Source organism: Streptomyces sp. R41, assembly GCF_041053055.1.
Lineage (GTDB): Bacteria > Actinomycetota > Actinomycetes > Streptomycetales > Streptomycetaceae > Streptomyces.
In genome coordinates, this window is the sequence record NZ_CP163443.1 from 9504931 (window position 1) to 9529445 (window position 24515).

The 24515-nt window shown below is 69.2% G+C and carries 14 protein-coding genes; all 14 read right to left on the reverse strand.

The features are described from left to right. Window positions 1–2: 2 nt before the first annotated feature. Window positions 3–2360, reverse strand: a complete 2358-nt coding sequence (locus AB5J53_RS43190) for a sensor histidine kinase (RefSeq protein WP_369251037.1) — start codon at window positions 2358–2360, stop codon at window positions 3–5. Then, entirely contained in the window at window positions 2357–5695 is a 3339-nt protein-coding gene (locus AB5J53_RS43195; protein WP_369251038.1) for a hypothetical protein, read from the reverse strand. The genes AB5J53_RS43190 and AB5J53_RS43195 overlap by 4 nt, the downstream gene beginning before the upstream one ends. Then, window positions 5696–9223 carry an AAA domain-containing protein gene (locus AB5J53_RS43200; RefSeq protein ID WP_369251039.1) on the reverse strand — a complete coding sequence of 1176 codons (3528 nt, stop codon included), beginning with the start codon at window positions 9221–9223 and terminating at the stop codon, window positions 5696–5698. Between the two features lie 1987 nt (window positions 9224–11210). Next, entirely contained in the window at window positions 11211–11975 is a 765-nt protein-coding gene (locus tag AB5J53_RS43205; RefSeq protein ID WP_369251040.1) for a hypothetical protein, read from the reverse strand. Between the two features lie 190 nt (window positions 11976–12165). Then, complete coding sequence (locus tag AB5J53_RS43210; protein WP_369251041.1) at window positions 12166–13611, reverse strand: DUF6177 family protein; 1446 nt, start codon at window positions 13609–13611, stop codon at window positions 12166–12168. Next, window positions 13608–17609 (reverse strand): type VII secretion protein EccCb, encoded by a 4002-nt coding sequence (gene eccCb / locus AB5J53_RS43215; RefSeq protein WP_369251042.1) that lies wholly within the window; start codon window positions 17607–17609, stop codon window positions 13608–13610. The genes AB5J53_RS43210 and eccCb overlap by 4 nt, the downstream gene beginning before the upstream one ends. Then, window positions 17606–18784: a hypothetical protein gene (locus AB5J53_RS43220; protein WP_369251043.1), complete on the reverse strand. Its 1179-nt coding sequence runs from the start codon at window positions 18782–18784 to the stop codon at window positions 17606–17608. The genes eccCb and AB5J53_RS43220 overlap by 4 nt, the downstream gene beginning before the upstream one ends. A 10-nt stretch (window positions 18785–18794) precedes the next feature. After that, entirely contained in the window at window positions 18795–20126 is a 1332-nt protein-coding gene (eccD, locus tag AB5J53_RS43225; RefSeq protein ID WP_369251044.1) for a type VII secretion integral membrane protein EccD, read from the reverse strand. Between the two features lie 60 nt (window positions 20127–20186). Next, complete coding sequence (locus tag AB5J53_RS43230; RefSeq protein ID WP_369251045.1) at window positions 20187–20486, reverse strand: hypothetical protein; 300 nt, start codon at window positions 20484–20486, stop codon at window positions 20187–20189. A gap of 9 nt (window positions 20487–20495) precedes the next feature. Further along, entirely contained in the window at window positions 20496–20747 is a 252-nt protein-coding gene (locus AB5J53_RS43235; protein WP_369251046.1) for a hypothetical protein, read from the reverse strand. Window positions 20748–20795: 48 nt separating this feature from the next. After that, window positions 20796–21302, reverse strand: a complete 507-nt coding sequence (locus AB5J53_RS43240) for an Imm49 family immunity protein (RefSeq protein ID WP_369251047.1) — start codon at window positions 21300–21302, stop codon at window positions 20796–20798. Beyond that, the gene (locus AB5J53_RS43245; protein ID WP_369251048.1) at window positions 21277–21765 is read right to left on the reverse strand and encodes a hypothetical protein; all 489 of its coding nucleotides are present in this window, start codon (window positions 21763–21765) and stop codon (window positions 21277–21279) included. The genes AB5J53_RS43240 and AB5J53_RS43245 overlap by 26 nt, the downstream gene beginning before the upstream one ends. Before the next feature lie 34 nt (window positions 21766–21799). Continuing rightward, a complete protein-coding gene (locus AB5J53_RS43250) occupies window positions 21800–24094 on the reverse strand; it encodes a hypothetical protein (protein WP_369251049.1) in 2295 nt (764 codons plus the stop codon). Continuing rightward, the gene (locus tag AB5J53_RS43255) at window positions 24091–24483 is read right to left on the reverse strand and encodes a DUF6507 family protein (RefSeq protein WP_369251050.1); all 393 of its coding nucleotides are present in this window, start codon (window positions 24481–24483) and stop codon (window positions 24091–24093) included. Before AB5J53_RS43255 ends, AB5J53_RS43250 begins: the two co-directional genes overlap by 4 nt. Window positions 24484–24515 lie beyond the last annotated feature (32 nt).

Consider the following 24515-nt stretch of genomic DNA (forward strand, 5'->3'; position numbering starts at 1 on the left):
TGTCAGCTGCTGAACTCCTCGCAGAGCGGCAGTCTCACTCGGAACCACGCGCCACCGAGGTCGCTGTTTCCGGCAGGGATCTCCAGATTCCCGCCGTAGTTCTCAAACCACCAGCGCGAATGGAGCAGGCCGATGCCACGGCCGCGGGTGCTCGGTACCTGCTGCCTGGCCTCCAGAAGACGGCGGCGCTCCTGGGTCAGACCGCGTCCCGAGTCGGCGATCTCGACGGTGCAGTGCGAGCCGTCCGCGGTGACGACGAGCCGCATTGTGCCGAACTCCGCGCCGGTCTCCTGGATGGCCAGACGCCCATTGTCGAGGATGTTGGCGAACGCCTGGCCGAGTAGCCATCTGTTGGCCATCACGTGGAGGTTCGGCGGGCAGTCAAGTCTTACCCGGACGACTCCCTGACTGCGCCAGCTCTGAGGTTCTCTCATCGCGTCCAGCAAGGGGCGCAGTGCGCATGGCTCCGGTGGCCGCATGGCGCGCTCGAACTGGTCGTCGAGGGATTGCGCGGTATCGGCGTAGCGGCGCACCCGGGCCACGGCGTCCCGCAACTCCGGATCCTGGGTTCTCTCGACGAGGGTGAGTTCGGTTCTGATCGCCGACATGGTGCCGCTCACCATATGGCTGATCACCCGGATGACCAGGGCGCCGATCTCGGCACGCTGTTCGGCGGTCGCGGCGAGGTGACGGCGGTGGGCTGCCGCGGCGGCGTCCTCGGCATGTCGCCGTACCCCGTTGCCGTCGGGCCCCTGGGGCAACAGGTGCCGCACCCCGTCGTCGGACAGGGAGTAGCTGATCTCGGAACGGCGCTGGAAGAAGCCATCACGCACCAGTCGCTCAGCCGCCGCCGGCAGGCTCGGGATTCCCTTCAGCTGCGCCGTGGCCTCTTTGCCGGCGGCGACGACGGCGATCCCCTCGCGGAGTTCGTCCACCGTGAAGCCGTCTTCCTGGTCGGCGTGGAACATGACAGCCACCAGGAGCAGCAGACCCGCATGGTCGTCGCGGTAGGGCTCCAGGAGCGCCTCGAACGTACGGGGCCAGGAGGTCCGACGTGCCTCCTGAAGCGCCGCCGGGCTGATGCCGGCGCGTCCGCCGGGCTGGGAGAGCGCTTCTGCCAGGAGATCGACGATCAGGCGGGGACGCCCACCGCTTTCGTAATGGAGCGTGGCGGTCAGGTCCGCGGTCGCCGGCAGACCGAGGAGATCGAGCAGATCGGTGACCTCGGAGAGCGACAGGGCGGCCCCCTGCTCCTTCACCACTTCGGTGACGGATCGCTGCGAGCAGATGAGCCGGAGCAGTCCGTACATGCGGGCGCTCGACCCCGTCTCAGTGAGGGCGAGGTGCAACAGCTGGTCGCGGGAGACACGTGCCAAGCCGGGCAATGCGGGGTCACTCGCGTCGGCGTCGGTGACGAACCAGGCCCCCAACGTCGGCGCACCGGGCGGCGGGCGGTCACCTGGTGCGACCCACAGGATCAGTCCCTCGTCGTTGGGCAGGGCGAGCCATCGGGGCAGTCCTGGCCACTGGGAGCGCAGGCTGACGAAGATGCCGCCCGCCGCGTTGTGCACCTCGTAGCGGGGAGCCACCGCACCGATGAGGTCGCCCAGAGCGCGCACGAAGTCCAAGGCCGTGTGCTCGGTGAGCTGTTCCTCCATCGCGCTGAGCGCCGTCGCCAGGGCGGTGCCCTGCTGGTCCAGGCCGGAGACGGGGTCGCCATCATCGGTGTGCGGCTCCGGTTGGCCCGGGCCGCCCGCCAGCAGCCGACGGGACGTGGCCAGGTCTCCGGTGGCGAGGCTGGAGCGGATGTCTTGCAGCCAGAGGGTGGCGGCGGCGCCCGGGCTGGCTGCCGCGGCGGCGGTGGCCGCCGCCCACAGTTCACGTCGGGTGTCCGTCTCCGCGTCGGCGACCTGGCGCTCGGCCTCGGCCAGTGCCGCGGCGACGGGCGGATAGGACCGCCTGGCCTGTTCCTCCAGTCGCACCGAGTCGAGGCTTACGGGCCGCCCGGTGAGCGCCGCGCGGCGCCGCAGGGAGGCGAGTCGGTACCGGAGGTCGGCGACGTGACGCGTCACGGCCTGTTCGAGGTCCGATTTCAGCGCGGCACGGTCGGCGACATCGAGCGACTCCTCGGCCAGTAACTGCCGCACCGTCTCGAACTCACCTTGACCGGTCAGTCTCCGGCAGGCCGTGACCGGCGTGTCGAGGTGGCTCAGGTCGGTGAGGAGCGCGTGGACCAGATCGTCGGGAGGGGGAGTTTCCTGGTCCTCGGCCACTGTCAGCATGGTCGCGGGGTAGCGCCACCGGGCCGGCCATGCGCGCAGGGCGGTCACAATGATCTCGGTCTGCAGATCGGTCGTCACGGCACCTCCGGCTCGATCATGCGGAAGACCTGCTGGAGCGCGTGCACGGCGAGACCGGTCTCGGGGTGACTGAGGCCGTAGACCGCGGTGTTCAAGTCGGCCGACAGATCCTGGATACGGGTGGCGAGGGTGTGCACCGCGTCCTGGTGAGCCGTGGCTGCGGCGCTGCCCTGATGACGGGAGAGGCTCTCCTCGGCGTCGAGGACCTCCCGGGCGGCTGCCAGGATCGCCACGAGTCGGGCACTGAAAGCCTTGCGCCGGGAGCCCTGCAGGGTGGTCGGGTTGACTGTCACCTCTGACCAGACTTCGTCGATGATCGAATCGACGATGTGGTCGTCGAAGTCGTCGAACGCCGAGTGGAAGGTCAGGAACATCCGGACGGCGTCACTGTCCCGGCGCTCGGCAGCCGCTTCGAGGGCGCCGAAGGAACCCGACCTCTTGAACAGAGCAACCTGGAGACGCTTCAGGTCGATGAAGTCCGGCTGTGTGCGCTGGGCCCGGTCGACGGCACGGGCCAGCGCGTCCCATGCGGAGCCCAGACGCCGTGCCCGGCCGGCGCGGTCCACGGCAGGCCGTAGCAACAGCTCAGGGGGGATCCCTCGCGCTGAGGCATGGTAGTTCAGCACTGCGTCTCCCAGGTCCCGCCAGGGAGCGGGAACGTGGGGAACCAGTTTCTTGAGGATGCCCGTGTGGTCGTCATCAGCCGTACGCAATGATTCGGCCGCGGCCACACAGAGCAGGCAGGCGTCCTCGGCCGGGGAGCGATTCGTGTCCTCCAGCGCTGTCAGAAGGGCCATCGTGGAGACTTCGGTGCCGAACGCCGCCGCGACCACCGTGAGGGGCGAGCGTGGGGAGGCGTCGGACGGGTGTCCGAGGCGGAGCAGGGCGGCCTCGGTGAAGCGGCCGGACAGCCACAGGTGCTGGACGAGCCACTGCCTCCACCGGTCGAGGGTCGCGGCGCCGGCCTGGTCGGCACTTCGCGTCAGGCACCACGCCACGCCTGCGCACAGCAGGTCGTCGCTGGTACGGGGGATGCCGGCGGGGACGCCGGTGTCCGAGGCGTCACGGTACGCGAGGTCGGCGCCACCGCTGCTTTCCAAGGCCGACTCGGAGGAGTCCGGTTCGAGCAGCGGCTCGTCGTGGGCCGGGGTCCCCACAAGGCTGTCCAGCACGGGCCATGGATCGTCCTCGGCGACCATCGGCGCGAGAGCCTCCTCTATCGTGCGGCCTTCGTGCCAACGGTTACGAATGCGCTGCGCGACGTTGAAAACCCTGATGCGGGTGAGCGATTGCGGCGGTCCGGAATCCGCCGACGGAATGCCCGTGACGCGGTCGGTCACGATCGCCGGTTCGCCCAGGACTGAGGCGATCCGGTCGGCGACGGCCGCTCCGGTCAGCCACAGCCCCAGTGACGACCGACCTGGCCCGGCGGCAGAGGCCGAAAGAGCGGAGGCCAGAGGGTCCGACGCCAACAGTACGCAGTCGTCGTCCCAGACGATGGCTCGAGCACTCCGTGGGACTTCGAGCAGGAGCAGCGTCTCCGGGAACTCGGCGGACAGCGCGTCGAGACCCGGCGGACGTGAGCGGCCGGGGGCACTCGGGTGCGTCACGGTCACGATCACACCGCGCTCCAGCCGGCCGCGCAGCAGGGCGAGGAACCGGTCATCGACCACGCGGTCGGAGATCCGGTTCGAGGCGATCACCAAGCGCCGCTCGGCCTTGCGCAGAGCGTGCCACAGAAGGTCGTCGTGATGGGCGCCTGTGATCCAGCGGACCTGGGGGAGGGAACGGGACCTCAGCATCTCCCGATGCCCCTCGGCATAGGCATGCCATGCCGCCTCCCAGGCCGCGGTGGCCGACCCGTCGCTGTCGGCGGACGGGGGCGGCTCCGGGAGCCGGTCGACGCCTGTGGCCTCGGGCGAGGTGGTGTCATGGCCTCGCCAGGAAGGGCGGGGCAGGATCGCCTGGGCGGTAGTCCAGTCCGGGGCCACCGTACGCACCCAGGACAGCAGTGCGCGGACCGCGGCGCAGACACCGCCACCCGGGGCGCCGAGCCGAAGCCCGAGGTTGCAGTCGCCCCGCAACACGGTTCCGGCGAGGACCAGCGCAGCCTCGTCGTCCCGGATAACCAGGCCCGCTCGCGCGGAGGTGGGCTGCCGGGGCAGCACCATCGACGCCGGGTGCTCCGAACCCGCCAAGACCAGCAGGTCGCTTGGCAGGGACCCGACTTGCTCAAGCAGTAGTACCACCTGGACGCCCCGGCTCACGGCGCCCGTCAGATGCGGTTGAAGTATCCGCGACGAGGACGGGGTGAGCCGGGAGGCGACGATGACCACCTGGGTGTGGGCGTCGTCGATCAGCTGTGCCGCGGTCCGTACGAGGCGTTCACCGCCGATCGGTTCGACCGACGCCTCATGCTCGATGCGCGCCGCCAGGCTCTGGCCGAACTGGACAGCCGCTTCGGTGAGTTGCTCGTGGTGCCCGGTCCGCTGACCGGTCGGCAGGCCGGCGAGCCGGCCGACTCGCTTGGCCAGGGTGTCGGCCAGCCCCTCGACGGTCGGCGCAGCCAGAGTCTGGCTCACCGCGTGCGAGCGCAGGTGCTGCGTGAACGGTGCATCGGCCCGGTTGACCGCCAACTGGGTCAGCCGGGCCGAACCCGCTTCGCGAAAGGCCGGCGGTACCCGGGGATCGACGACTGTCACACCGAGCGTGCCGGGGGAATGCCCCAGCCAGGGCCGCACCAGGACGGGGCGCCATCGCCGTACCGGCGGACCGTGCTGGACGTGCAGTTCCAGGACGCGGCGTTCCCGGATCGCCCGCTGAGCCCTGGCCGAACCGGTTTCCGCGTCTGTACGCAACGCCGCTGCCGCCGCCCGGCGCAGATCGGCGAAGGAGATCTCGGCCAGATCGACACCACCGCGCAGTGGCTCCACGCGTTGCCCCTGCGGCGCCCCTTGGCCGCTCTCCAGAGGCAGCACCTGCCCCAGCAGCGGGTCGATCATGAGTTTGAGCGTGCGTTCCTCGCGCGCGGCTCCGCTCAGCACGCTCATGCGTCCGGCCACCACGGCGTCGGCAGTGTCGGGGGACACGATCAGCTCACCGCCCTCCGGTACGACCGTCAGATGACCGATGCGCCATAGGGCGTGGACGGCGTCGGCGACCACCGGCCTCGGAAGCGCGAGTAATGCCGCGAGCTCATCGACCGGCATCGGCCGGACGGTGAGCGCCCTGAGGGCGATCTCCTCGACGGCGGAGACGCCCGGGCCGAAGTCGAGAGTCACGCGCACGTGGATGACGTCGCAGGGGAGGAACAGCGTGACGGTGCCGTCGGACATTCACCTCTCCTCAGCCGGGCACAGGTCATCGGCCGGGATGACGGCGTGTTGCCCCGCGACGGTTCGGCAGATCTGCCCCCAGACGGTTGCGTCGTAGCCTGCGAAGTGCTCGAAGTCACCGACGAGGACCAGCAGACTGCGCGCACGGGACAGCAGTACGTTGACGAGCTGAGGCTGGCTCAGGTGACCCAGGCTCAGCCAAGGGCGTGCCTCGTCGAGACCTTCCGGGCCCCGCCGGGTGTCGCGTACCAAAGACACGATCACCGTCTCGGCCTCCCGGCCCTGGAAGGAGTGAGCGGTCCAGACGCGGCCCGCCAGCGCCTGCCAGCGCAGCAGCAGATCACGCTGTCGGCGGTAGACGGTGAGGACCGCCAGCCGGTCGAGTCCGTGTCCCGGTGAAACGGTCGCGGGGGACGGCGTGATCTGTTCGGCCAGCTGCGCGGCCACAGCGGCCTCTCCAGGGTTGGCCCATGCCGGCTCGTCCCGGCAGTCGGGGCGCCCGTGCGTGTTCACCCACACCACTGAGCGTCCCGCCAGCACGGGTGGGATGCCCGGCGGCGAGCTCCTGGGGGGCCCGCCGTACAGCAGCCCGCTTCTGGGCGGCTCGCCACCCGCGGAAGGAACGGGGTAGAACGCCTCTCCGACCAACTGGGAAATGGGCCCCGCCATGCGGTACTGCACGGTAAGACGTCGTACGGGGCGTTCTGGAGCGCCAGGACCGAATTCCGGATCGAAGAGATTGCGGAACAGATCGAACACCTGTCCGTAGGAGTGGCGGTGCTCCGGGGCGATCCCGACTTCCGCTAGGGACTTGGAGTCGAGGCGGTCCAGAAAGCGATCCAGGTCTTCCCTGCCATGGGCAGGTAACTGGCGGTGGTCGCCGAGCAGCGTCCAGCGCGACCCTCGAGTGAGCGGCAGCGCCAGCTCGGTCGGCCAGGCTCTGGCCGCCTCCTCGACGACCACCCAGTCGAAGAGGTCCCTCTCCCCGTACGGGCTCAGTACCGAGGGCCGCGACATAGCGCACGTGGCGAACACCAGGTTGGCCGAGCGCGCCACACGGTCAGCCAGTTCCAGCATGGTGCGAGGATCGTTCGACAGATGCTGCCAGCGTTGCAGAACCTCCCGCATACCGGGTTCGACGCCAGTGGAAAGCGCAGCGGTGACCTCGGTACGGCTGCGGCGGACCACGCGCTCGGTGAGTTCGGGACCGCTCCACGCACGCACCGACGGACTGACCCGGTTGCCGTCGGCGACAGCCGGGCGCCAGGCCAACACGTCGTCCTCTCCCGTCGGGCGGCCGTCCGGGTCCAGCGCGCCGAACTCGGCCAGGATTCGTTCGGCGAGGGCGTCCACCGCGGCGTTGGACTGCGCAGAGATCAGAACGCGGCTGTTCGGGAAGGTTCTCAGCCATGCGGCCACCGCCTTGGCGGCGACGGTGGTCTTGCCGGATCCGGGCGGACCCTGGAGCGCGTAGAAAGGAGAGGAGGTGAGCATCTCCCGCACCGCCACGGCCGACTCGCTCGGCAGGGCCCCTGCGGCGGAAGCCCACCGGTCACCACCCAGGATGTGCGACAGGGGCTCGCGCAGTTGCGACCGCAGCTGCGGCATCCGTCTGAGCTCCTCGACGGCCGAGCCCTGGGCCTTCAGCTGCGCTGCGGTCGCTGCGTCCTCGGCGGGACGGATCCAGCAGTGCACGGGCGGCGGCCGGTTCCCCGGATCCGCAGGGCGCAGAGCGACCCGGTCGGGACCGGTGGGGATGGCGAACCAACGGGACCTGTGTTCGGACGTGGCGGGACGCCCGTTCAGGTCACCCACCAGCTCCACGACAGTGGGGCCGTCGGTCTCCAAGCGGGCCATCAGATCGCCGAATTCCGGCCGATTGCCCGAGGACTGGGCGTATTGCAGCAGCAGCGGACTTTCGAAGAGCCGCGCGCGGTCGCGTTCCCGGTCGAGGCGTACCTCCATGATCGGCCCCTCTTGGACCGCGATGCAGGCGTAACACCGGGCCCGTAGGAGGACCGACTGATAGCGCAGCAGCCAGGTGACGGCCTCGTGGAAGAGCGCGTCCTCAGCTGAGACGCGATCGGTGGACGTGCGCAGGAGTCGCGCCCAAGACGGCCGGTTCTCCAGCGTCGGCTCGTGCAGCTGCTGTCCCAGGGCGAACGGGCGGACCTCGACCGCCGGGATCTTCAGACGGGGACTCTCACGGATCAGCGCTTCCAGCGCGCCGGAAGGGAGCTCCACGAAGTACTTCACCACAAGGGCGTCGCTCCGGTGTTCACCAGGTCGTCCGAGGGCCTCGGGCTGCCGGAACGGCACGCAGAACCAGGCCGCCGACTCGCCGATCAGGACGTACCGCGCCTCACCGGACCAGGGCGGGGCGTCGGGCAGGAACGGACCAGCGCCCCGGGGAGAGTGTACGAGCAGTCCACGCCGCAGATCGGCGGCGATCACTGCGGCTGTCTCGCGGCGCTCGTCTGCCGTGCCGGGTTGTGTCCCGATCCACCCCCGGATGCCGAGCGCATGGCTCATCTGCTCCCATGGACAGAGCAACAGGTACGGCCTCTCGGTGGAAGGAACGCCGGGTACCGCGACGACGTGCTCCACGTCGCGGAGCCGCTGCGCCGCTTCTGCCGCGGGAGGCCGCGCCGCCGCCGGGCCGAGCATCCGTGTCAGAAGCTCCTGGAGCACCGCTGGAACCGGCAGCTCCGGCGACCCCGGCTCACACTCCCGTGAAGGGGTGTCGAAAGGGGATCGCTCCTGTGCGCCGCCGAACCATTCCCGTGCGATCGCGGCCAAACTGTAGACGTCACTCCTGGCGACCTGCTCCAGCGGCAACGCCGTTGTGGCCGTGCGCATCTCGGGCGCCGCGTAGGGAACAGCTTGCGCATCGAGGGGAAGAGGACGCCGGGCGAGCCGCGCGTGATTGGCGACGAGAGAGGTCATTTCGAAGTGGGCCAGCCGGCACCCGGCATGCGCGTCGTCCAAGCCCGTCTCCGCCACTTGCACGGCTCCCGGCCACAGAGAACCGTGGACCATCCCTTGGGCGTGCAGTTCGGCCATCGCCTCGGCGAGCTGGATGAACGCGCGGACGGCACTGCTGCGGTTACGGGTAACACGAGAGAGCGCGTCCTGGTCGGCGAGCGTCCGGTCAGCGGCGCGGCTGGCCACCACGGCCAGTCCGTCGATACCCGGCCTGACCCGACGGGTGTCCTCCGCGTCGACGAATCCGCCCTCCAGTACCTCGGGCAGACCGGGCGACCCGCGTCCGAGCTGAAGCAGCCGTCTCATCTCAAGGTCCCACAGAGTGCCACTGCCGCGGCCCAGTCCGACATACACATGTAGGTCCACAGGCAGTCCGGCCTGATCGACGACCCGGTACCGCCATGCGCTGCCCGGCAGCATCTCCGCCACGTGATGAGGAGCCACTGGATATCTGGACATGGCATAGGGGCCGAATCGACTGCTCTGCGGCTCGCAGCAGAAGAAGCGGACCAGAGCGTCGACATCGGTCCGTGCTGCCGTCATGAGAGACGCCTCCAGGCTGTGCGCGGAGATCCGATTCTTCCGCATCAAGCACTTCGACGAGCAGGAATCCGGACGATTTCCTGGACCCCGCTCTCGGTCGGTTCGGGAGCAACCGTGGGTCGCTGTCGGTTCGCGACGCTACGACGAACACTTCAAGCCATCTCGGATGCATACTCTCAGTCGGCTGCTGAGCATTGTCCCGTAAATGATCTACGGCGGGCCGGCTGGCTTGCTGGTTACTCCGTCATCCGGCCAGCTGGTGGACGCAGCGCGGTCCACCCGCCAGGCTGGGATGGCCCCGGAAGGTTCACCGGGACGGCCGCACCCGTAGTACTGCCGACCGCCGTCGAAGCCGCAGCGCCGCCCTTTCGCTCGCGGAGTGGGGCGGGGAGCGTAAGCGCGTCGGCGGTCAGCCGGGGCAGCGTAGAAGCAGGGCTGCCCGAGGAAGCCCCGGACACAGGCGGCCTCCGCGCGGAGCCGTTGGTCGGAGTGGCCGAGGGGCAGGGGCCAGGCCAGTGAGGTCGTAGGGTCATTGAAATCAGGCTCGGAGAGGATCAGGTACTCGCCCTGGGTGTCGTGTAGCAGAGTCCGCAGGCCGGGGTGGGCGGCGACGGCGAGCAGCAATCGGGCCTGCCGCCAGCGGGGACGGTGGCTCGAACCTCCGCCCCCCGACACGGTCGCGAACGCGCCTTTCTCCAGGCCGGGTTGCTCGTGCCAGGTAATGGGTCGACCACCGACGTCGCGCTCCGCCCGGTACCACTCGACGTACGCCTCCCGGCGAGGCGCGGACCGCTCCATGAGGTCGATGACGAACCTGTCCACGTCGCCCCACCAGTCACGGCCGAGCGACATTGACTCGACAGCGTCAGCGACGAGGCGCCGTGGGGTATGTCCTCCGGCGCCATTTGGTCCGCGACTGGTCTGGGAGAGACTACTTCGAGGCCCCGTGTCGGGTTGCCTGGAGCGCAACAATGCCTCCAGGCCACCCGCCTTCAGGCTCTAGAAGAAGCCAAGCTTCTGAGGGCTGTAAGAACAAAGAATGTTCTTCGTCTCATGGTGGTACCGGAGTCGTTTCCGCTGTGACCAGCGAAGACGTTGGGCCCGGCGTGGGACGAAGGTGAGCTGGTCCTGGATTGGTTCGGATCTTCAGGTGATGCGGGGCTTTCGTGTTGGTTCGCAGTCGGCTTCGAGGCTCCAGCCCCGCAGCAATGTCATCGGTCCGGTTCGAGGAGCGTCGGCCGATGGCATCACTCGACGCTCCTCGGACCGGTGGGAGCGAGTGCCGCGAATTGAGCGCTGGAGGATTGCGGGCGGCGTGCTCCACGACCGGTGGACGGGCTATCTGGACGACAGAACCCGGCGTACAGCCCGACTCGTCTGCCGCCACCTGCGGCTTTGCTTAGGAAAGGGCCTCTGACCTGTGTCGGAGGCCCTTTCCGATCTTTCGGGGGCTTGCCGTGTTAGGCGGTGAAAAGTCGCTTGGAAGTCCCTCGGACAACGCTGAAAGTCCCTGACAAATCCCTGGAGCGGAGGGGCGGGCGAGGTCTCTGGGCAGGGCGTTTGCGACAGCCACCGGAACCTTACGCTGGAGTCGCCCACTTCGGGGCCGTCTTGGATCGCCGGGATTACGCGGTCCTGGCGTTGGTGATGGCGATCCGCCTGTGAACGACGGCGTATACAGCTGCACAGTTCGACCTGGTCGACGATCTTCGACTGCTCGGGCCGCTCCGTGAGCGGGATCAGATGGCTGAACACCTGCTTGTTACGCGGCCACATCTCTTTCGTGTATATCTGCAGCCTCGTGCCGAGCGGCAGCTGCCGTAGCAGGTACCGAGCGTCGAGTCGTTGCTTGGGCCCGGGAGCTATTGGAGGTGGTGAGACCCAGAACGCCGGTCATTGTGGGACGGGACGATGTCGCTGCCGCCGGCCCACCTCGTACCGCATACGCGGCACTTGACGTGCCAGTCGTCCCCAGGTTCTTGGAAGATCACCTCTCCTTTCTGCCCGTCCCGGGGCAGTCTCTCCGGGCGTCTGCGTCACGCGGCGCGGCCTCGGGCGCCTTCCGTTGCTGCCGCGTGGACTCCTGCGAGCTGTCGACATGGTCGGGGCCCTCGACGACACGGCGCTTCGTGTCCTCGTGGGTGACGGCGCCCAGAGACACCTTCATGCCCAGGGTCAGGAATCCGTAGAACATCTGTCGGTACCACTCGCCGTGCTGCTCCAGCTCGGGCGGGGCGTCGATCAGGTACGAGTCCTTGGCGGGCTCGGTGTGTTCGAAGTGCCGATACAGGGTGACCGGGAAGCACGTGCCCGGGTCCTTCGGGTTGAACGGGTTGGACAGGGCCGTGAATGTCCAGGCGCGAGCCCATGAGGGTACCTCGTGCCCGCCCTGGGACAGCACAAGTGCCGCCTCCGCGCACCGGTGAAGACGTGGTCGGATGCGCACGGCGAGCGATCCGCGCTGCACGATGCGCCACGGTGGCTCCGCGCCATGCTGCGTAGCGTCGAAGAACAATGCCCTGCGCAGTTTGCCGTAGTCGGCCGCAGCCCGCGACAGCGCCATCGAGTCGTCCGCGAGCTGATGGGTGGTGTCACAGGAGTGCCGCAGGTCACGGTAGGCGGTCAGCCGCTGCCGGACGGTGGGTGCAAGGAACGAGTCCAATCCACCCATGAACCAGGCCTGCTCTGCTGCCTCCGCGGTGAACAGAGCTCCGTTGTATCCGTCGTCGTACTGCTCGTCGATCGTCTTCACTGCTTCCCTCCCTGGCAATTGAGACGCCGAATTCATTCCGATCACCGGGGTCGGGGATCGAATGGGGCTCCTGGCATCCCATGGTTTCAGATAATTGGGACAGTCTGTTATGAATTGCACCGAACTGAGTCGCATGGGCTTGCGTCACGGGCGCTGTGCGGAGTTCGTACTCCGCTGGGCGAGGGCATTGTCAGTTCGCCGACCGTCCGGGCCGCCGCCCCAGGTGCTGGTTGAGCTGTTGGAGCCTGGTCCAGGCGACCGGGTCCGTGCCGTCGCCCAGGGGATAGCGCAGAGCCGGTCTGGCTGTGGGGCCGAGGCGCATCGGGGTCACGTCGAGGGTGGGGTTCTCGGCGTGGGTGAGGCCGATGTCGCGAACGGAATCCGGGCCGAGAGTGAAGGACACGGGTATGGGCGGGGGTTCGAGGTGCGGCGGAATGGTCAGGTCGCGTCGTGCGGTGCGCAGGGTGGTGAGCAGGGAGGTCAGGCCGTGCTGGGTGGCGAGGGTTTCGGCCAGGTCGGGGAGAGAGTCGAGGGGCACGGTTTCGTCGGGGCCGTAGCCGAGGGCGAGGGTGGTGTGTTCCTCGATGCCTGCGGGGGTGTGGGTGATGCGGGTGGTGGCGATGGTTGGGTGTTCGAGTGCGCCGATTGCGATGAGCCACGTGGGGGCCGATTGCTGGGCTCGGGCGCGGGCCAGGTCCGTCAACTGGCGTTTGTTCCAGGGGAGGTTGACGGGTTCGGCGGTGGACCAGCCGGCGGGCGGGGCGCCGGTGAGGTGGTGCCAGGCGGTTTCCAGGGCGTCGCCGAGGAGGAGGTCCTCGGTGGCGGGGTGGAGGGTACGGAGGGTGAGCAGGAGTTGTCGTTCGCCTTGTGCCACGGGGGGATTGCCTGGGGGGTGGAAGGCTTCCGCGAGGCGGGGTTTGCCGTCGGTGTCCTTGGTGGGGGCGAATGCGCCGTCGGCCCAGTGGAGTTCGGCGCCGGAGAGGCCGTCGTAGTAGCCGGATGCGGGGTGTTGGACGACCCAGCGGTGGGGGTGGCCGCCCAGGGCGTTGCGGGTGGGCAGGGTGAGGCGGGTGTGAGGCGGGGTGACGATCTGCAGGGCGCGGCCGGTGGTGATGGCGGTGCTCAGGGTGTCGGACAGCCAGCTGGTCATGGGGATGAGCGGGCGGTCCTGGATGACGATGGCGGCCCAGTCGGTGAGGATATCGGCGGCCGGCGGTGTGGTGGTGCCGGGGGCCGGAGCCGTGGTGGTTTGTGTGCTGAGGGGGACGACGTCGGTGTGGGCGGCCTCGGGGGGCCAGACGGTGCCGCCGAGGACGGTGGCCAGGCGTCCGGCGAAGGAGCCGGCCAGGCGTTCGGCCTCCGCGAGGGCGGTGGTGGCGCGGGCTTCGGTCCACCACAGGGGGGTGTCGGGGGCCTGGGTGCGCGGGCCGAGCAGCCGGGAGACCTCGCCTGGTACCTGGAGCAGTAGCGGTACCTCTACGGAGAGGAGGGGGTGTCCTGTGGGGGTGCACAGCTGGGTTATGGCGCCGTCGGCGAGGGCGTGGATGCGCAGGTCGGGGCCGCCCGCGTACAGGCCCGCGAGCACGGTGACCGGGTCGGGCATCTTCTCGGTGAGGGCGATGACGTCCTTGGTCACAACTGCTCAGTTCTGTCGGTCTGGTCGGCGTGGGTGAGGGCCGTCTGGATGAGCTGGTGGCGGCGGCCTCGGCGGATGAGGGTGCCTCGGCCGGGCGGCTGGACGGAGGCGTACAGGCCCGGGAAGAGCTGGCCCTCGGTGCGGTCGCCGGTCATCAGCAGGGCGGTGGTACCGGTCTCGCGCAGGGTGGTGAGGAAGGGCTCGTACAGGGCGCGGGCGGATCCGGCGACCCGGCGGGTGACGATGAAGTGCAGGCCGATGTCAGGGGCGGAGGAGACGTAGGGCAGGAAAGGGGCGAGGGGCTGCTGGCCCGCGGTGGTGAGGATGTCGTAGTCGTCGACGAGGATGACGATGCGCGGCCCGGTGAAGGCGGGCTCCAGGATCGGCGCATCGGGGTCCGCCGTCTCCGGCAGCCGCTTCTCCAACTCGGTGGCGATGCCGCTGGCCAGAGCGGCGGCGAGTTTCGCGTTGTGGGCGTAGCCGCCGCGGTACGGCTCGGGGATCACACCGCGCAGGCCGCGGCGCGGGTCGAAGACGCCGAAGACCAGTTCCGTGTCGGTGTAGCGGGCGGTGAGTTGGCCCGCGATGAGCTTGAGCAGGTTGGTCTTGCCGCACTCGTTGTCGCCGAGGATCAGCAGGTGCTGATCGGTGCCGAAGAGGTCGAGGAGGGCGGGGGCGAGGGCGTCCTGGTCCAGGCCGAGGGGGATCCGGGTGGGTTCGGTGGCCGGCGAGGGCAGCCGGGCGGCGTCCAGGTGGGTGGGCAGGACCCGTACGGGTGGGGCGAGTTCGCCGTGCCAGGCGGCGCGGAGGGTGCGCGCCGCCTCCTCCAGGGCATCGCCCAGGTTGGCCGTGGAGGCCTGGCCGTCGATGCGGGGCAGCGCGGCGTGCGCGAACAGCTTGCCGTCGGTCAGGGCCCGGCCCGGGGTGTCTGGGCCGAGGGTCTGTGACAGTTTGCGGTCGACGGAGGAGTCGGCGGGGTCGTTGAGCCGCAGCTCGATCCGGCTGCCGAACATCGACTGAGTGTTGATACGTACGTCGTTCCAGCGCAGCATGCCCGCGACGATGTGGATGCCGTAGCCGCCGCCGCGCTTGAGCAGGTCGGCGATGGATTCTTCGAGGTCGTTGAACTCCTCGCGCAGTTGGCCGAATCCGTCGATGAGCAGTACCACGTCGGTCGAGCCGAGTTCGGTCAGCTTGCCCGCGGACCGCAGGGCGCGTAGTTGGTCGACGGAGTCGATGCCGTAGGTGCGGAAGGCCTCTTCGCGCTGGTTGAGCATGGCGCGGACCTCGGCGACGGTGCGGGTGGCCCGTTCGTGGTCGGCGCGGGAGGCGATCCCGCCGACGTGCGGCAGCCCGGACAGCGCGGCCAGGCCGCCGCCGACCAGGTCGAGGCCATAGAGGGCGACCTCGTTCGGGGTGTGCGTGAGGGCCAGGGACAGGGCCAGGGTGCGCAGCAGCGTGGTCTTGCCGGACTGCGGCCCGCCGATGACCGCGGTGTGGCCGCCGGCGGTGTTCAGGTCGTGCACCCAGGGTCCCTGCCATTGCCGGGCCGGATCGTCCAGCACTCCCAGCGGCACCCGCATTACGCCATGGCTGGGGGTGAGGTGCAGGCCGCGCGGGGAGGCCTGCACCGGGCCGGCGGCTTGGTCGAGGGTGAGGGCGTTGGGGAGCGGGGGCAGCCAGATGCGGCGCACCGGCGGTGCGGCGACGGCGAGTTGGTCGACCATGGTGGACATGACGGTCGGGCCGGTCTCGCGTTCCCGCATCGCCGGTGGCTCGTCCGCTGTCTCCGTGGGCGAGGGGAGGGTGTTGAAGGCGGGATACGTCCACACGAGCGGCTCGGCGTCGGCATTCTCGCGCCGGGCGGGGCCGTGGTAGGCGCCGGAGACGAAGCCCGCCTTGAAGCGTTCGTACGTGGAGGTGTCGACCTTCAGGTAGCCGAAGCCCGGCAGCGGCGGTAGCTGGAAGGCGTCCGTGGTGTCCAGGACCGTACGCGACTCGTCGGCGGAGAAGGTGCGCAGGCCGAGGCGGTAGGACAGGTAGGTGTCCAGGCCCTTGAGCTTGCCGGATTCGATGCGCTGGCCGGACAGCAGCAGATGGACGCCGATGGAGCGGCCGATGCGGCCGATGGAGAGGAACAGGTCGATGAAGTCGGGCTTGGCGGTGAGGAGTTCGCCGAACTCGTCGATGACGACGAACAGGTGTGGCAGTGGCTCCAGGTCGGGCCGCTTTGTGGCGCGCAGCGCGGCATAGTGGCCGATGTCGGCGATGTTCCCGGCGTCTTTGAGGACCTGCTGGCGGCGCTTGACCTCGCCGGCCAGGCTGGTGTGGACGCGCTCGACGAGTCCGGCCTCGTTCTCCAGGTTGGTGATCACTCCGGCCACGTGCGGGAGGTGGGTGAACGGGGCGAAGGTGGCGCCGCCCTTGTAGTCGACCAGCACCATCGCCAGGTCCTCGGGCGTGTGGGTGGCGACGAGCGCGAGGACCAGGGTGCGCAGCAGTTCGCTCTTGCCGGAGCCGGTGGCGCCCACGCACAGCCCGTGCGGGCCCATGCCGAGTTCGGCGGACTCCTTCAGGTCCAGCAGGACCGGTCGATGGCGGTCGTTGAGGCCGATGGGGACGCGCAGGAAGTCCCGCTCCCCGCGTGGCGCCCAGAGTCGTACGAGGTCGAGGGCGGCTGGGTCGTCGATGCCCAGCAGGTCGGGGAAGTCCACCGGCCCCGAGACCGGGGTGCCCTCGGCCGCCGACTCCGCGGACAGCCGCAGCGGGGCGAGCAGCCGGGCCAGGCCCTCCGCGCCCGGCACGCTGACCGCGTCCGCGACCCCCTGGCCGGGCAGGGCGTCGGGGGTGCGCAGGTCCTCGACGGTGACCCGGTCGCCGTCGACGGTGATCCGCACGCTGACCTGGTCCGGTTCGTGGATCTGCTGCTGCAGCAGGTGGAGCACGGTGATCCCCATGTCGGCCAGGCCCACGGCCTGGTCCGGGCGCGGGAGTTCGGCGGCGGCCTGTCCGTGGCTGTCGTGGACGATGAGGAGCCGGTCGGTGAGTTGGAGTGCGTGCCGGTCGGCGAGACCGCGGCGTACCTCGGCGGCGTAGGAGGCGCGGCGGCGCAGATCCGCCGTGCGCTGGGCGGCGAGCTGGGCGAGGCCCGGCGCGATCCGACACGCGGCCACTGGCCCGTTTTGCCCCTGGGTGTCGAGGACGTGGGGCAGCCATTTGGCCCACTCCCACTGCGCCAGCTCGTCGCTTGGTACCGCCAGGGCGAGGGCCGCGTCGTCCGGCGCGTGCGTGACCGCGGTCTGGATGAGCAGTGCGCGGGCGACGTTCAGCACGCCGTCCCGGTCGCCGACGATGCTGACGTTGCCCGCCCTGTCCAGGGCGGCGGTGAGCGGTACGTCCGGCGCGGTGGCGAAGCGGTGCTGCAGGGCGCGAGCCTCGTTCAGCATGAACGGATCCGGCGGGGTGAGCACACCCCCCACCGAGCTCTGCCCAACAACCAGCTCCTGCACCGGAACGTCGCCCACGCCGAGGCGCACGCGCATAAAGTCCGCGTCCGTGCGGCGGCGCTCCCACAGCCGGGCCGGATCGCGCACCACGTCGTACAGGGCCGGCGGCGGCGGGTTCAGCAGCCGCGCCCTATCTCGCAACTCCCGCTCCACCTGGCCGAGGACCTCGCGCTCCTCCTCGACGTACTCCAGAAAGCGTTCGCGCTGGGTGCGTCGGGTGCGGGCCGCCTTACCCCGCTGGGACAGGAACAGCACCACCCCGCCGAGCAGCGCCACGACCAAGACGACCGCGCCGAGCCCGGCGAACTGGCTGTTGCGGATGACGGTCATCATGACGACCGAGCTCATAACCCCGGCCATCGGCAGCAGGGCGGTCGCCGCCCGGCCGCTGCTGCCCTCGGGCAGATTCGGCGGCGGCTCGATCGTGCGCGGCTCGGCCGGGGACAGGGGGCGGGTGGAACGGGCCGGACGGTGGATCTGGTGCTGGGTCATCGCACCCGCACCGCCCGCGCCATGGCCTCGGCGGCGAGCCGGATGGCGGCCTGGCGGGTGGACTGTCCGAGCATGGCGGTGTGGATGGGGCCTCCCTGGGCCAGATGACGGTCATAGGGCAGCAGGACCACGACCACCCCGGCGTCCCGCAGATGCGCGACGGCCGTCTTCACATCGAGCGTGGTGTCGGGGGAGTTCGCGGAGAGCGCCACCACACTCGAGGCGAGCGCGGAGTGCGGCAACTGGGCCAGCCAGTCCAGCACCTGGCGGGTCGCGCCCACGCCCTCCGCGGTCATCGGGGCGACCACCACCCGGGCGTGGGCGGTGTCCATCGCGGTCCGCGCCACCTCGCCGGGCAGGCTCTCACAGTCCACCACCGTCACCGCGAAGTAGCGGCGCAGCGCCAGGGTCACGGTGCGGTAGGTGCGTACGTCAAGGGGGGCGCCGACCCGGCCCTGGCCCGCGGGCAGCAGCCAGCCCCCGTCCGCCACCGGCGCCAAGTAGCCAGTGACATCGGTGAGTTGCATGGAGGGCTTGAGGATGGGGGCGAGGTCCGCGCACGCCCAGCGCACCGACTCCGCTCCCAGACGCACCGGCAGCGTGCCCAGGGCCGCATCTGCCTCCAGCGCGAGGACCGGGTCATGCCGGTAGTGGTTGAAGGTGCGGGCCAGCAGGGCGGACACGGTGGACTTGCCCACCCCTCCCCGGATCGAGGTCACCGCGATGATGCGGCCGGTGGTCACCGGCTGCTGGATCTCCCGCGCCAGCCGGGACTGCTCGGCCACCTCCCGCCCGGCCGACTCGGTCAGCTGGCGCAGGGTGCGCCCGGTGCGCCTGGCCACCGAGTCGCCGTGCTGCGGAGAGCCGAGGGCGTGCGCGAGGCGGGGATCGACGGTGGGCACGGATTCCGGCGCGGCCATCGGAAGGCGCGGATCCCGCATGCCACGTGGAACCGGCGGCCGCGCCCGCCCCTGCTGCTCGTTCGGGCCAGGCTGGTCGGGAGCTGGTTGGTCGGGACCGCCGGGTGTCTGCTGGGCCTGCGCGACGCCGTGGGGATCCGCTGGTCCAGTAGGGAGCGGGCGGGCAGGGCGCAGGGCGATGGTCGGCTCAACGCCCGCGGGAGCCTGGTCGCCGAGCTGCTGCAGGATGTCCCGCTGCCAGTCTGGTTGAGCCATGGCGCACCCCCTACGCGAAGGTGCCGAGCAGGCGCCCGTACACACCGAACACCCCGATCACCAACGGGAACAGAGCGATCACACCGACCGACTCCAGCACATCCCCGAACCTGCGCAGCCGCACCCGCACATGCTCAGCGGGCCGCACCGCCAGCATCGACAGGGGTACCAGTGCCAGCGCCACCAGTACCACCAACGGCCCCGCCGCACCGGAGCGTTCCAGCCACACTCGGATCAGGCGTACGGCCACCACCGAGGCCGCAGCGAAGAGCGCCACCACCTCGACCGTCAGCGGGAACGCGCGGGCCCGCAGCGCGAGCACCACCGCCACACCCCCCGCCAAGGCCACCGTCCACACCGACACCGCATCCAGCACCAACACCCCGGCCACGGCGGCCGAAACCGCCATGACCACGGTGGCCAGCGCCAGCCCGCGATGGGTGGCCGACAGCGCCGAAGACACCTGGTACCGGCTCACCGACGCCCCACCTGAGCGCCGGTCATCCAGGCCCGAGAGGCCCGAGACCATCAGCGCGAGCCGAGGCAACACGCCCAGCACGATGACCGATACCACCGCCAGCAGGGCCGACACGCGGGCCGTCTGCGAGACCGGCCCGCCACCGGACTGCACCGCGAGCGCGGCTTCCCAGCACACGACCGATCCGCCGAGCGCGGCCGCCCCCACGAGACCGCCTCGCCCCAACGGCGAGAACCAGCCCAACAGCAACAACGCCACCACCGCGACCGCGCCCACACCGGCCAGCCGCCCCGCCCCCGGCCACGCGTACACATCACCCAGCGACCACATACCGAGCACGCCCAGCACTGCGCCAGTGACGATCAGCGTGGCGGCCAACGGATACTTCCCGGCCCGCCCCAACAGGGCACCGCTCAGCGCCGCTACTCCGGCGACAGCGAGCAGTGCCCCGCCTGCCGCAGCGACGTCGAACCGGCCCAGGGACAGCACGCCGGCCGCCAGCGCCCACAACAGCGTGGCGGCCCCGGCCACTACCTGTCGCGCTCCAGGCCGCCACCGCCAGGCACGCGTATCCAGATCCGCAGCTGCCTCGTCGGTGACGTCATGTACAACCGGAGCCGACGGCGCATCCTCCGCCCGCACCAGCCGCAACACGGCGCCATCGGCCACGCCCGCCGACTCCAGCGTGCCGTCCAGCTCCAGCGCCGTACCGTCCGCGCTCACCAGATGCCGCAACTCCGGGCGGCCGGTCACCTGGTCATCCAGCAACCGCATGACCTCCGGCAGCAGCAGACCCACCGGCTCCTGCGACGGCAGCACGAGATCCACTCGCCGCCGCTCACCCACCAAAGTGACCCGGCTCAACGTCGTCCGGCCACGGCCCACAGCCCCCGCAGTTATCACGCACTCCAACCAATCATCGAGTCATCGAGAAGCAGACGCCGCCGCCGACGGCGAAGCGGAAGCCGACGGTACAGATGGCGGAGAGGACGGCACCGAGGACCCGTACCCGCTCTTCCCGATCAGCCGATGCGACACGAACGACCACCCCACACACCCCGCACACAACACCGCCGCGATCACCACCCCGGCCACCACCTTCCCCAGCCGCTCATCAACCGTCCGCCGCTGCCGCTGCGCCCCGAACAACAGGGCATCTCGCAGCCGCCGACGCCGCACCGACACCGACTCCAGCAACTGACTGTCGTAGTCCTGGGCTGCCATGCCGCGGCCTCAGACGTCGAGGGTCATGTTGTCGGCGACCTTGTCGTGCAGGCACTGCCGCAACGGCTTGTCCCAGCAGCACCACAACGGAGCACCCAGCCGGGACCCCAAGTCCGCGAACGACAGCGGGGCCGCACCCATTCCAGCCGGTCCGCCGTAGTACGGGCCCGGATAGGCACCCAAGGACTCATGAGGCTGCGGGAAGTAGGGAAGCTGCTGTCCCGGCTGGCTTCCACCGGCGGGGTATGAGGGATAAGTCACTTGATTCCTAGCTGGATTGGCCCATGGGCTGCTGAGTGCTGCCTGCGGTCACGTCTCGAACTCGCCCACCCAGCCGCGCTCCAGGACGGGAGTAGATGTATTCATCGAACGTGGCGCCAGAAGCGCGTAGCGTGGAGAAAGGAACATTGCAGAGTTCCGTCCCGCGGTTCTGCTCGTGGCAGATGATGCAAGCCAGAGCGCAGAGATCCAGCTTCCGGCGTGAGCGTACGACTGGGCACCGGCGGTAGGAATTGACCGGAGTTGCCGATCGATCTGGTATTCGATCGCGGGCTCATCTGCTGCTGCTGCGGCGAAAAGAGCGGAACCCAACTGCATGGACGTCACGTAGGAGGCCCAGGTGTCGAACTCCTCCGCTTCTGGATCCAGCCCGCCGCGAGTCCTGGACAAGGTCGAGGAGGCTTTGAAGGCAGTGTCGAGACCGTCCGGAGTGCGCCCGATCTTGCCGATCAGCTCCTGAGTGTCTTCGGCGAGGAATTCAATGCCGTCCGCCGCATGAGCGGTAGGGATCTCATGGCCTCGATGAATCAGCGCCATTTTCCCCTCCGTCGCCAGACTGAGATGCCAAGTGCAACGTCAACTCCGCGCTGGCCAGCATCCTGGTGATCTCAATGGGCAGATTGCCGAACTCAACCCGAACGATGTCGACGGGGTCGATCCTGCGAGTCTCTCCATCGCGGCCCTCGACCTCAACGACGTAGCGATATCCGCGAGGCATCGAGGGATCGTCGACCACTTTCCAGTGCGCGCCATGCCGCCGGATTAGGAAATCCGCAACGTACGCGATGAGGTCACTCTGCAGCGTCACCCAGTCCGACTCCTCGAACTCGGCGAGCGGAAGACGGGACGTGTAGTTCTGTAGGGCAGGGATGAGAGTGAGCGGGTCTCCCTCATACACTTCTTGGGAAACACCCAGCATGCTGGCGATATCAAGAATGGTAAGGCGCCCTTCCTCGATCCATCGTTCGAGATCGGGTCCGGGAGTACTCGCCCTCGGCATTTCTGGCACCTTCCATTACGCGCTTGATTTCATACTACCTTGGAGCCGGTCCGTATGTAACGAAAATTATACGAGCCTGCTTGAGGTAACCCTGTAGGGCTGGAGACGGGTGGGCGCCCGTAAATACCCAGCGAGGATCGTAGCTGGGATCCAGGCGGCGCAGCGTGAGATCCTTATTTATCTGCTCCATGATCCCCTTGTTGAGTGGCACCTCCCCTTGAACCACCTTATTCGTTCCATCTTCAAGCTTGACCGTCCGGAATTCTAGGTAGTGCTTAATTTCTACAGCCAGAACCCTGCCATCCGGGAGATCCACTGGCACGTCGACCTTACGCCCCATAGGAGTCGACACGGGGTAGTAGGGATGGTCATGCATCGGAACTGGGAAGTGCCGCTCAGGGTCCCCACCCCAGGTCTCCCGACCAAACTCCTCCGCGGCCTCGAAGCGTCGCCGAAAGCCTCGTACAGCACGCAGTTCGCGTAGAGACAGCGACCCATCGCCGGGTGGCAAGGTCGGGCGGGTGAAGTCAGGCTCCCCATCCCCTGCGCCATGCCGACCTGTGTCGTGGGGCGTACTCGTGTCGGCGGTGCCTTCCTCCCCATGCCCCTCGTGTGACTCCTGGTTGTCCGCATGCTCCGGGTCGTGATCGTGCACAGGCTCGTGAGGAGTGCCAGCGTCGGATCCTTCGGATCCTCGCGAGCCTTCTGAACCATGCCCGCCATGGCCTGTTGCCCGGGCTTTCGCGGATCCCGACTCGTGGCTCACGAGACCAGAGCCATTCGAGTTCTCGCGGGCCGTGCTCGCCTCGCTCCCGGAGCGATTATGCGAGCCTGCGCTCGTGTCCCCCAAGCCGTGGCCTGCCCGACTGGACAACGGCGTTGGTTCTGATTTTTGAAGAGGTTCGTGGCTGGCCCGTGCGGGCAGGTTCTCGCTCGTGTGCATGCTGCCTTCGGCCGCACGCGCTCCGGCGCCGACGAGTGCGGGCTCCTGGGGGCGCACAGTGGCTGAGGTGGCACGTTCGGCGGCCGGCAGCTCGTGCGGGATGGCACCGGGGTGGGGTATGCCGTTCTTGCCGGCGGTGAACTCGCCGTTTCCGACGTGGAGTGTGGATCCGTCGGAGAGCTCCAGCACGCTCTCCGGTCCCTTGGCGGCACGCAATTCGCCGAGTCCGTTACGGACGTTGGCGGTGACTTCGGAGATTTTGGGCAGGGCATACCGGGTGGCCCGGACGGCCGTACTGACCGGGTCCACGGCGTCGGCGATGCGTGCCGCGGTGAGAACGGCCTTGGCGCCGGCCCCGGCCTTGCCGGCCGCACTGACGCGTGCCGCCGTGGCGGCACCGGCGAAGGGGAGGAGGTTGAAAGTGACGACGCTGCCCGAGGCGCGGGCCGGGTTGGTCTTCCACATGTCCCACTTGAGGAAGGCCTTGCCGGTCTCTTTGGCGTACGGCTTGCTTCCCTGGGCGAAGTCGCTGGCCCAGAAACCGGTGGCTTTCTGCCCGCTGGACTCCTGCAGGTAGGTCTCCCCGCCGACGATTGCGCGGGTGAGGCCTTCCCAGGCGAGCTTCGCCTGGTCGGTACCGTGACCTCCGGCCATGGTGAAGACACCGTCGAGGGTCCCCACCACGCCGTCGACGACGAACCCGTCCCAGACGTGTTCCTTGATTTGGTAACCGATGTCCCAACCACTGTGGGCCAGGTCCTGCGGGCTGCCCCACGGCAGCTTCTGGGCGTGCTCGTAGGTCTCGGCGGTGGCCCCGTAGAACTTGACCCCGAACGGCACCAGCATGTGGTTGGACTGCTGCATGTACTGAGTGCCGCCCACCAGGGCCGTGATCTTGTTGTGGGCGGCGATCTCAGCGGCCTCGAAGGCAGCCTTGGCCTCGGCCACCCCGTTCATCAGCGCCGTGTGTTCGTCGACCTTGTCCTGGTTCTTGGTCCAGTCGTTGTCCACCAGGCCGTGGGTCCACTCGCCGGAGCCGCGGTAGGTGTCCTTGTCGACGGACGCCACGAATGCGGCCGCCTTGACCTTGAGATGCTCCAGCCGGTCGATGATCGGCTTGACCGTCTGGCCGTACTCGGCGAGCGCTCTGGCGACGGTCTCGACCTTGTCGGCGAACGTGTCGGCGCCATCACGCACTGCTGCCGTGGAGGCGAACAGATCGGTTGCCTCGGGTGCGTGATAGACCGCCGACAACGCCTGGAACCGCGTGTGTGCGGCCTCGCCTGCCCGCCGGATGCCGTCCGCGTTGTTCTGCAGCCCGGTGACGTGGTGGTCCAGCAGCCCCAGATCGCCGGTGAAATGAGGGATGCCCTCGGGGTTGATCACAGCCTGCCCCGCTTCAGGTCCGCAATCTCCAGCCTGTCGTCCACCACGCCCGCCGCCTCGTGCTGCACGTGCGCGGCCATCTCCACGTCGCCCGCCTCATAGGCCAGGGTTGCCTCGACCGCGCCGGTGACCGACTTGCCGGTCCGCGTGCCGATGAACTGCAGCTCGCTCGCGGTGCCTTCGACGAACTCGACCAGCGCCGAGCCCACCAGCCCGCCGACCAGACCCTTGCCGCCCGTGTCACCGGACACGAGGGTGCCGGCCGCTGTCGCGGCCCCCTCCAGGTCCGTGCCGTACGCCTGGACGATCTCGTCCAGCGCGGTCATCACCTCACCCACCCGCGAGGTGACCACACCCACACCGGCCGGATCGATATCCCACTTCGACATGCCCGCCCCCTAATGCCCCACTGCCCCGCTAC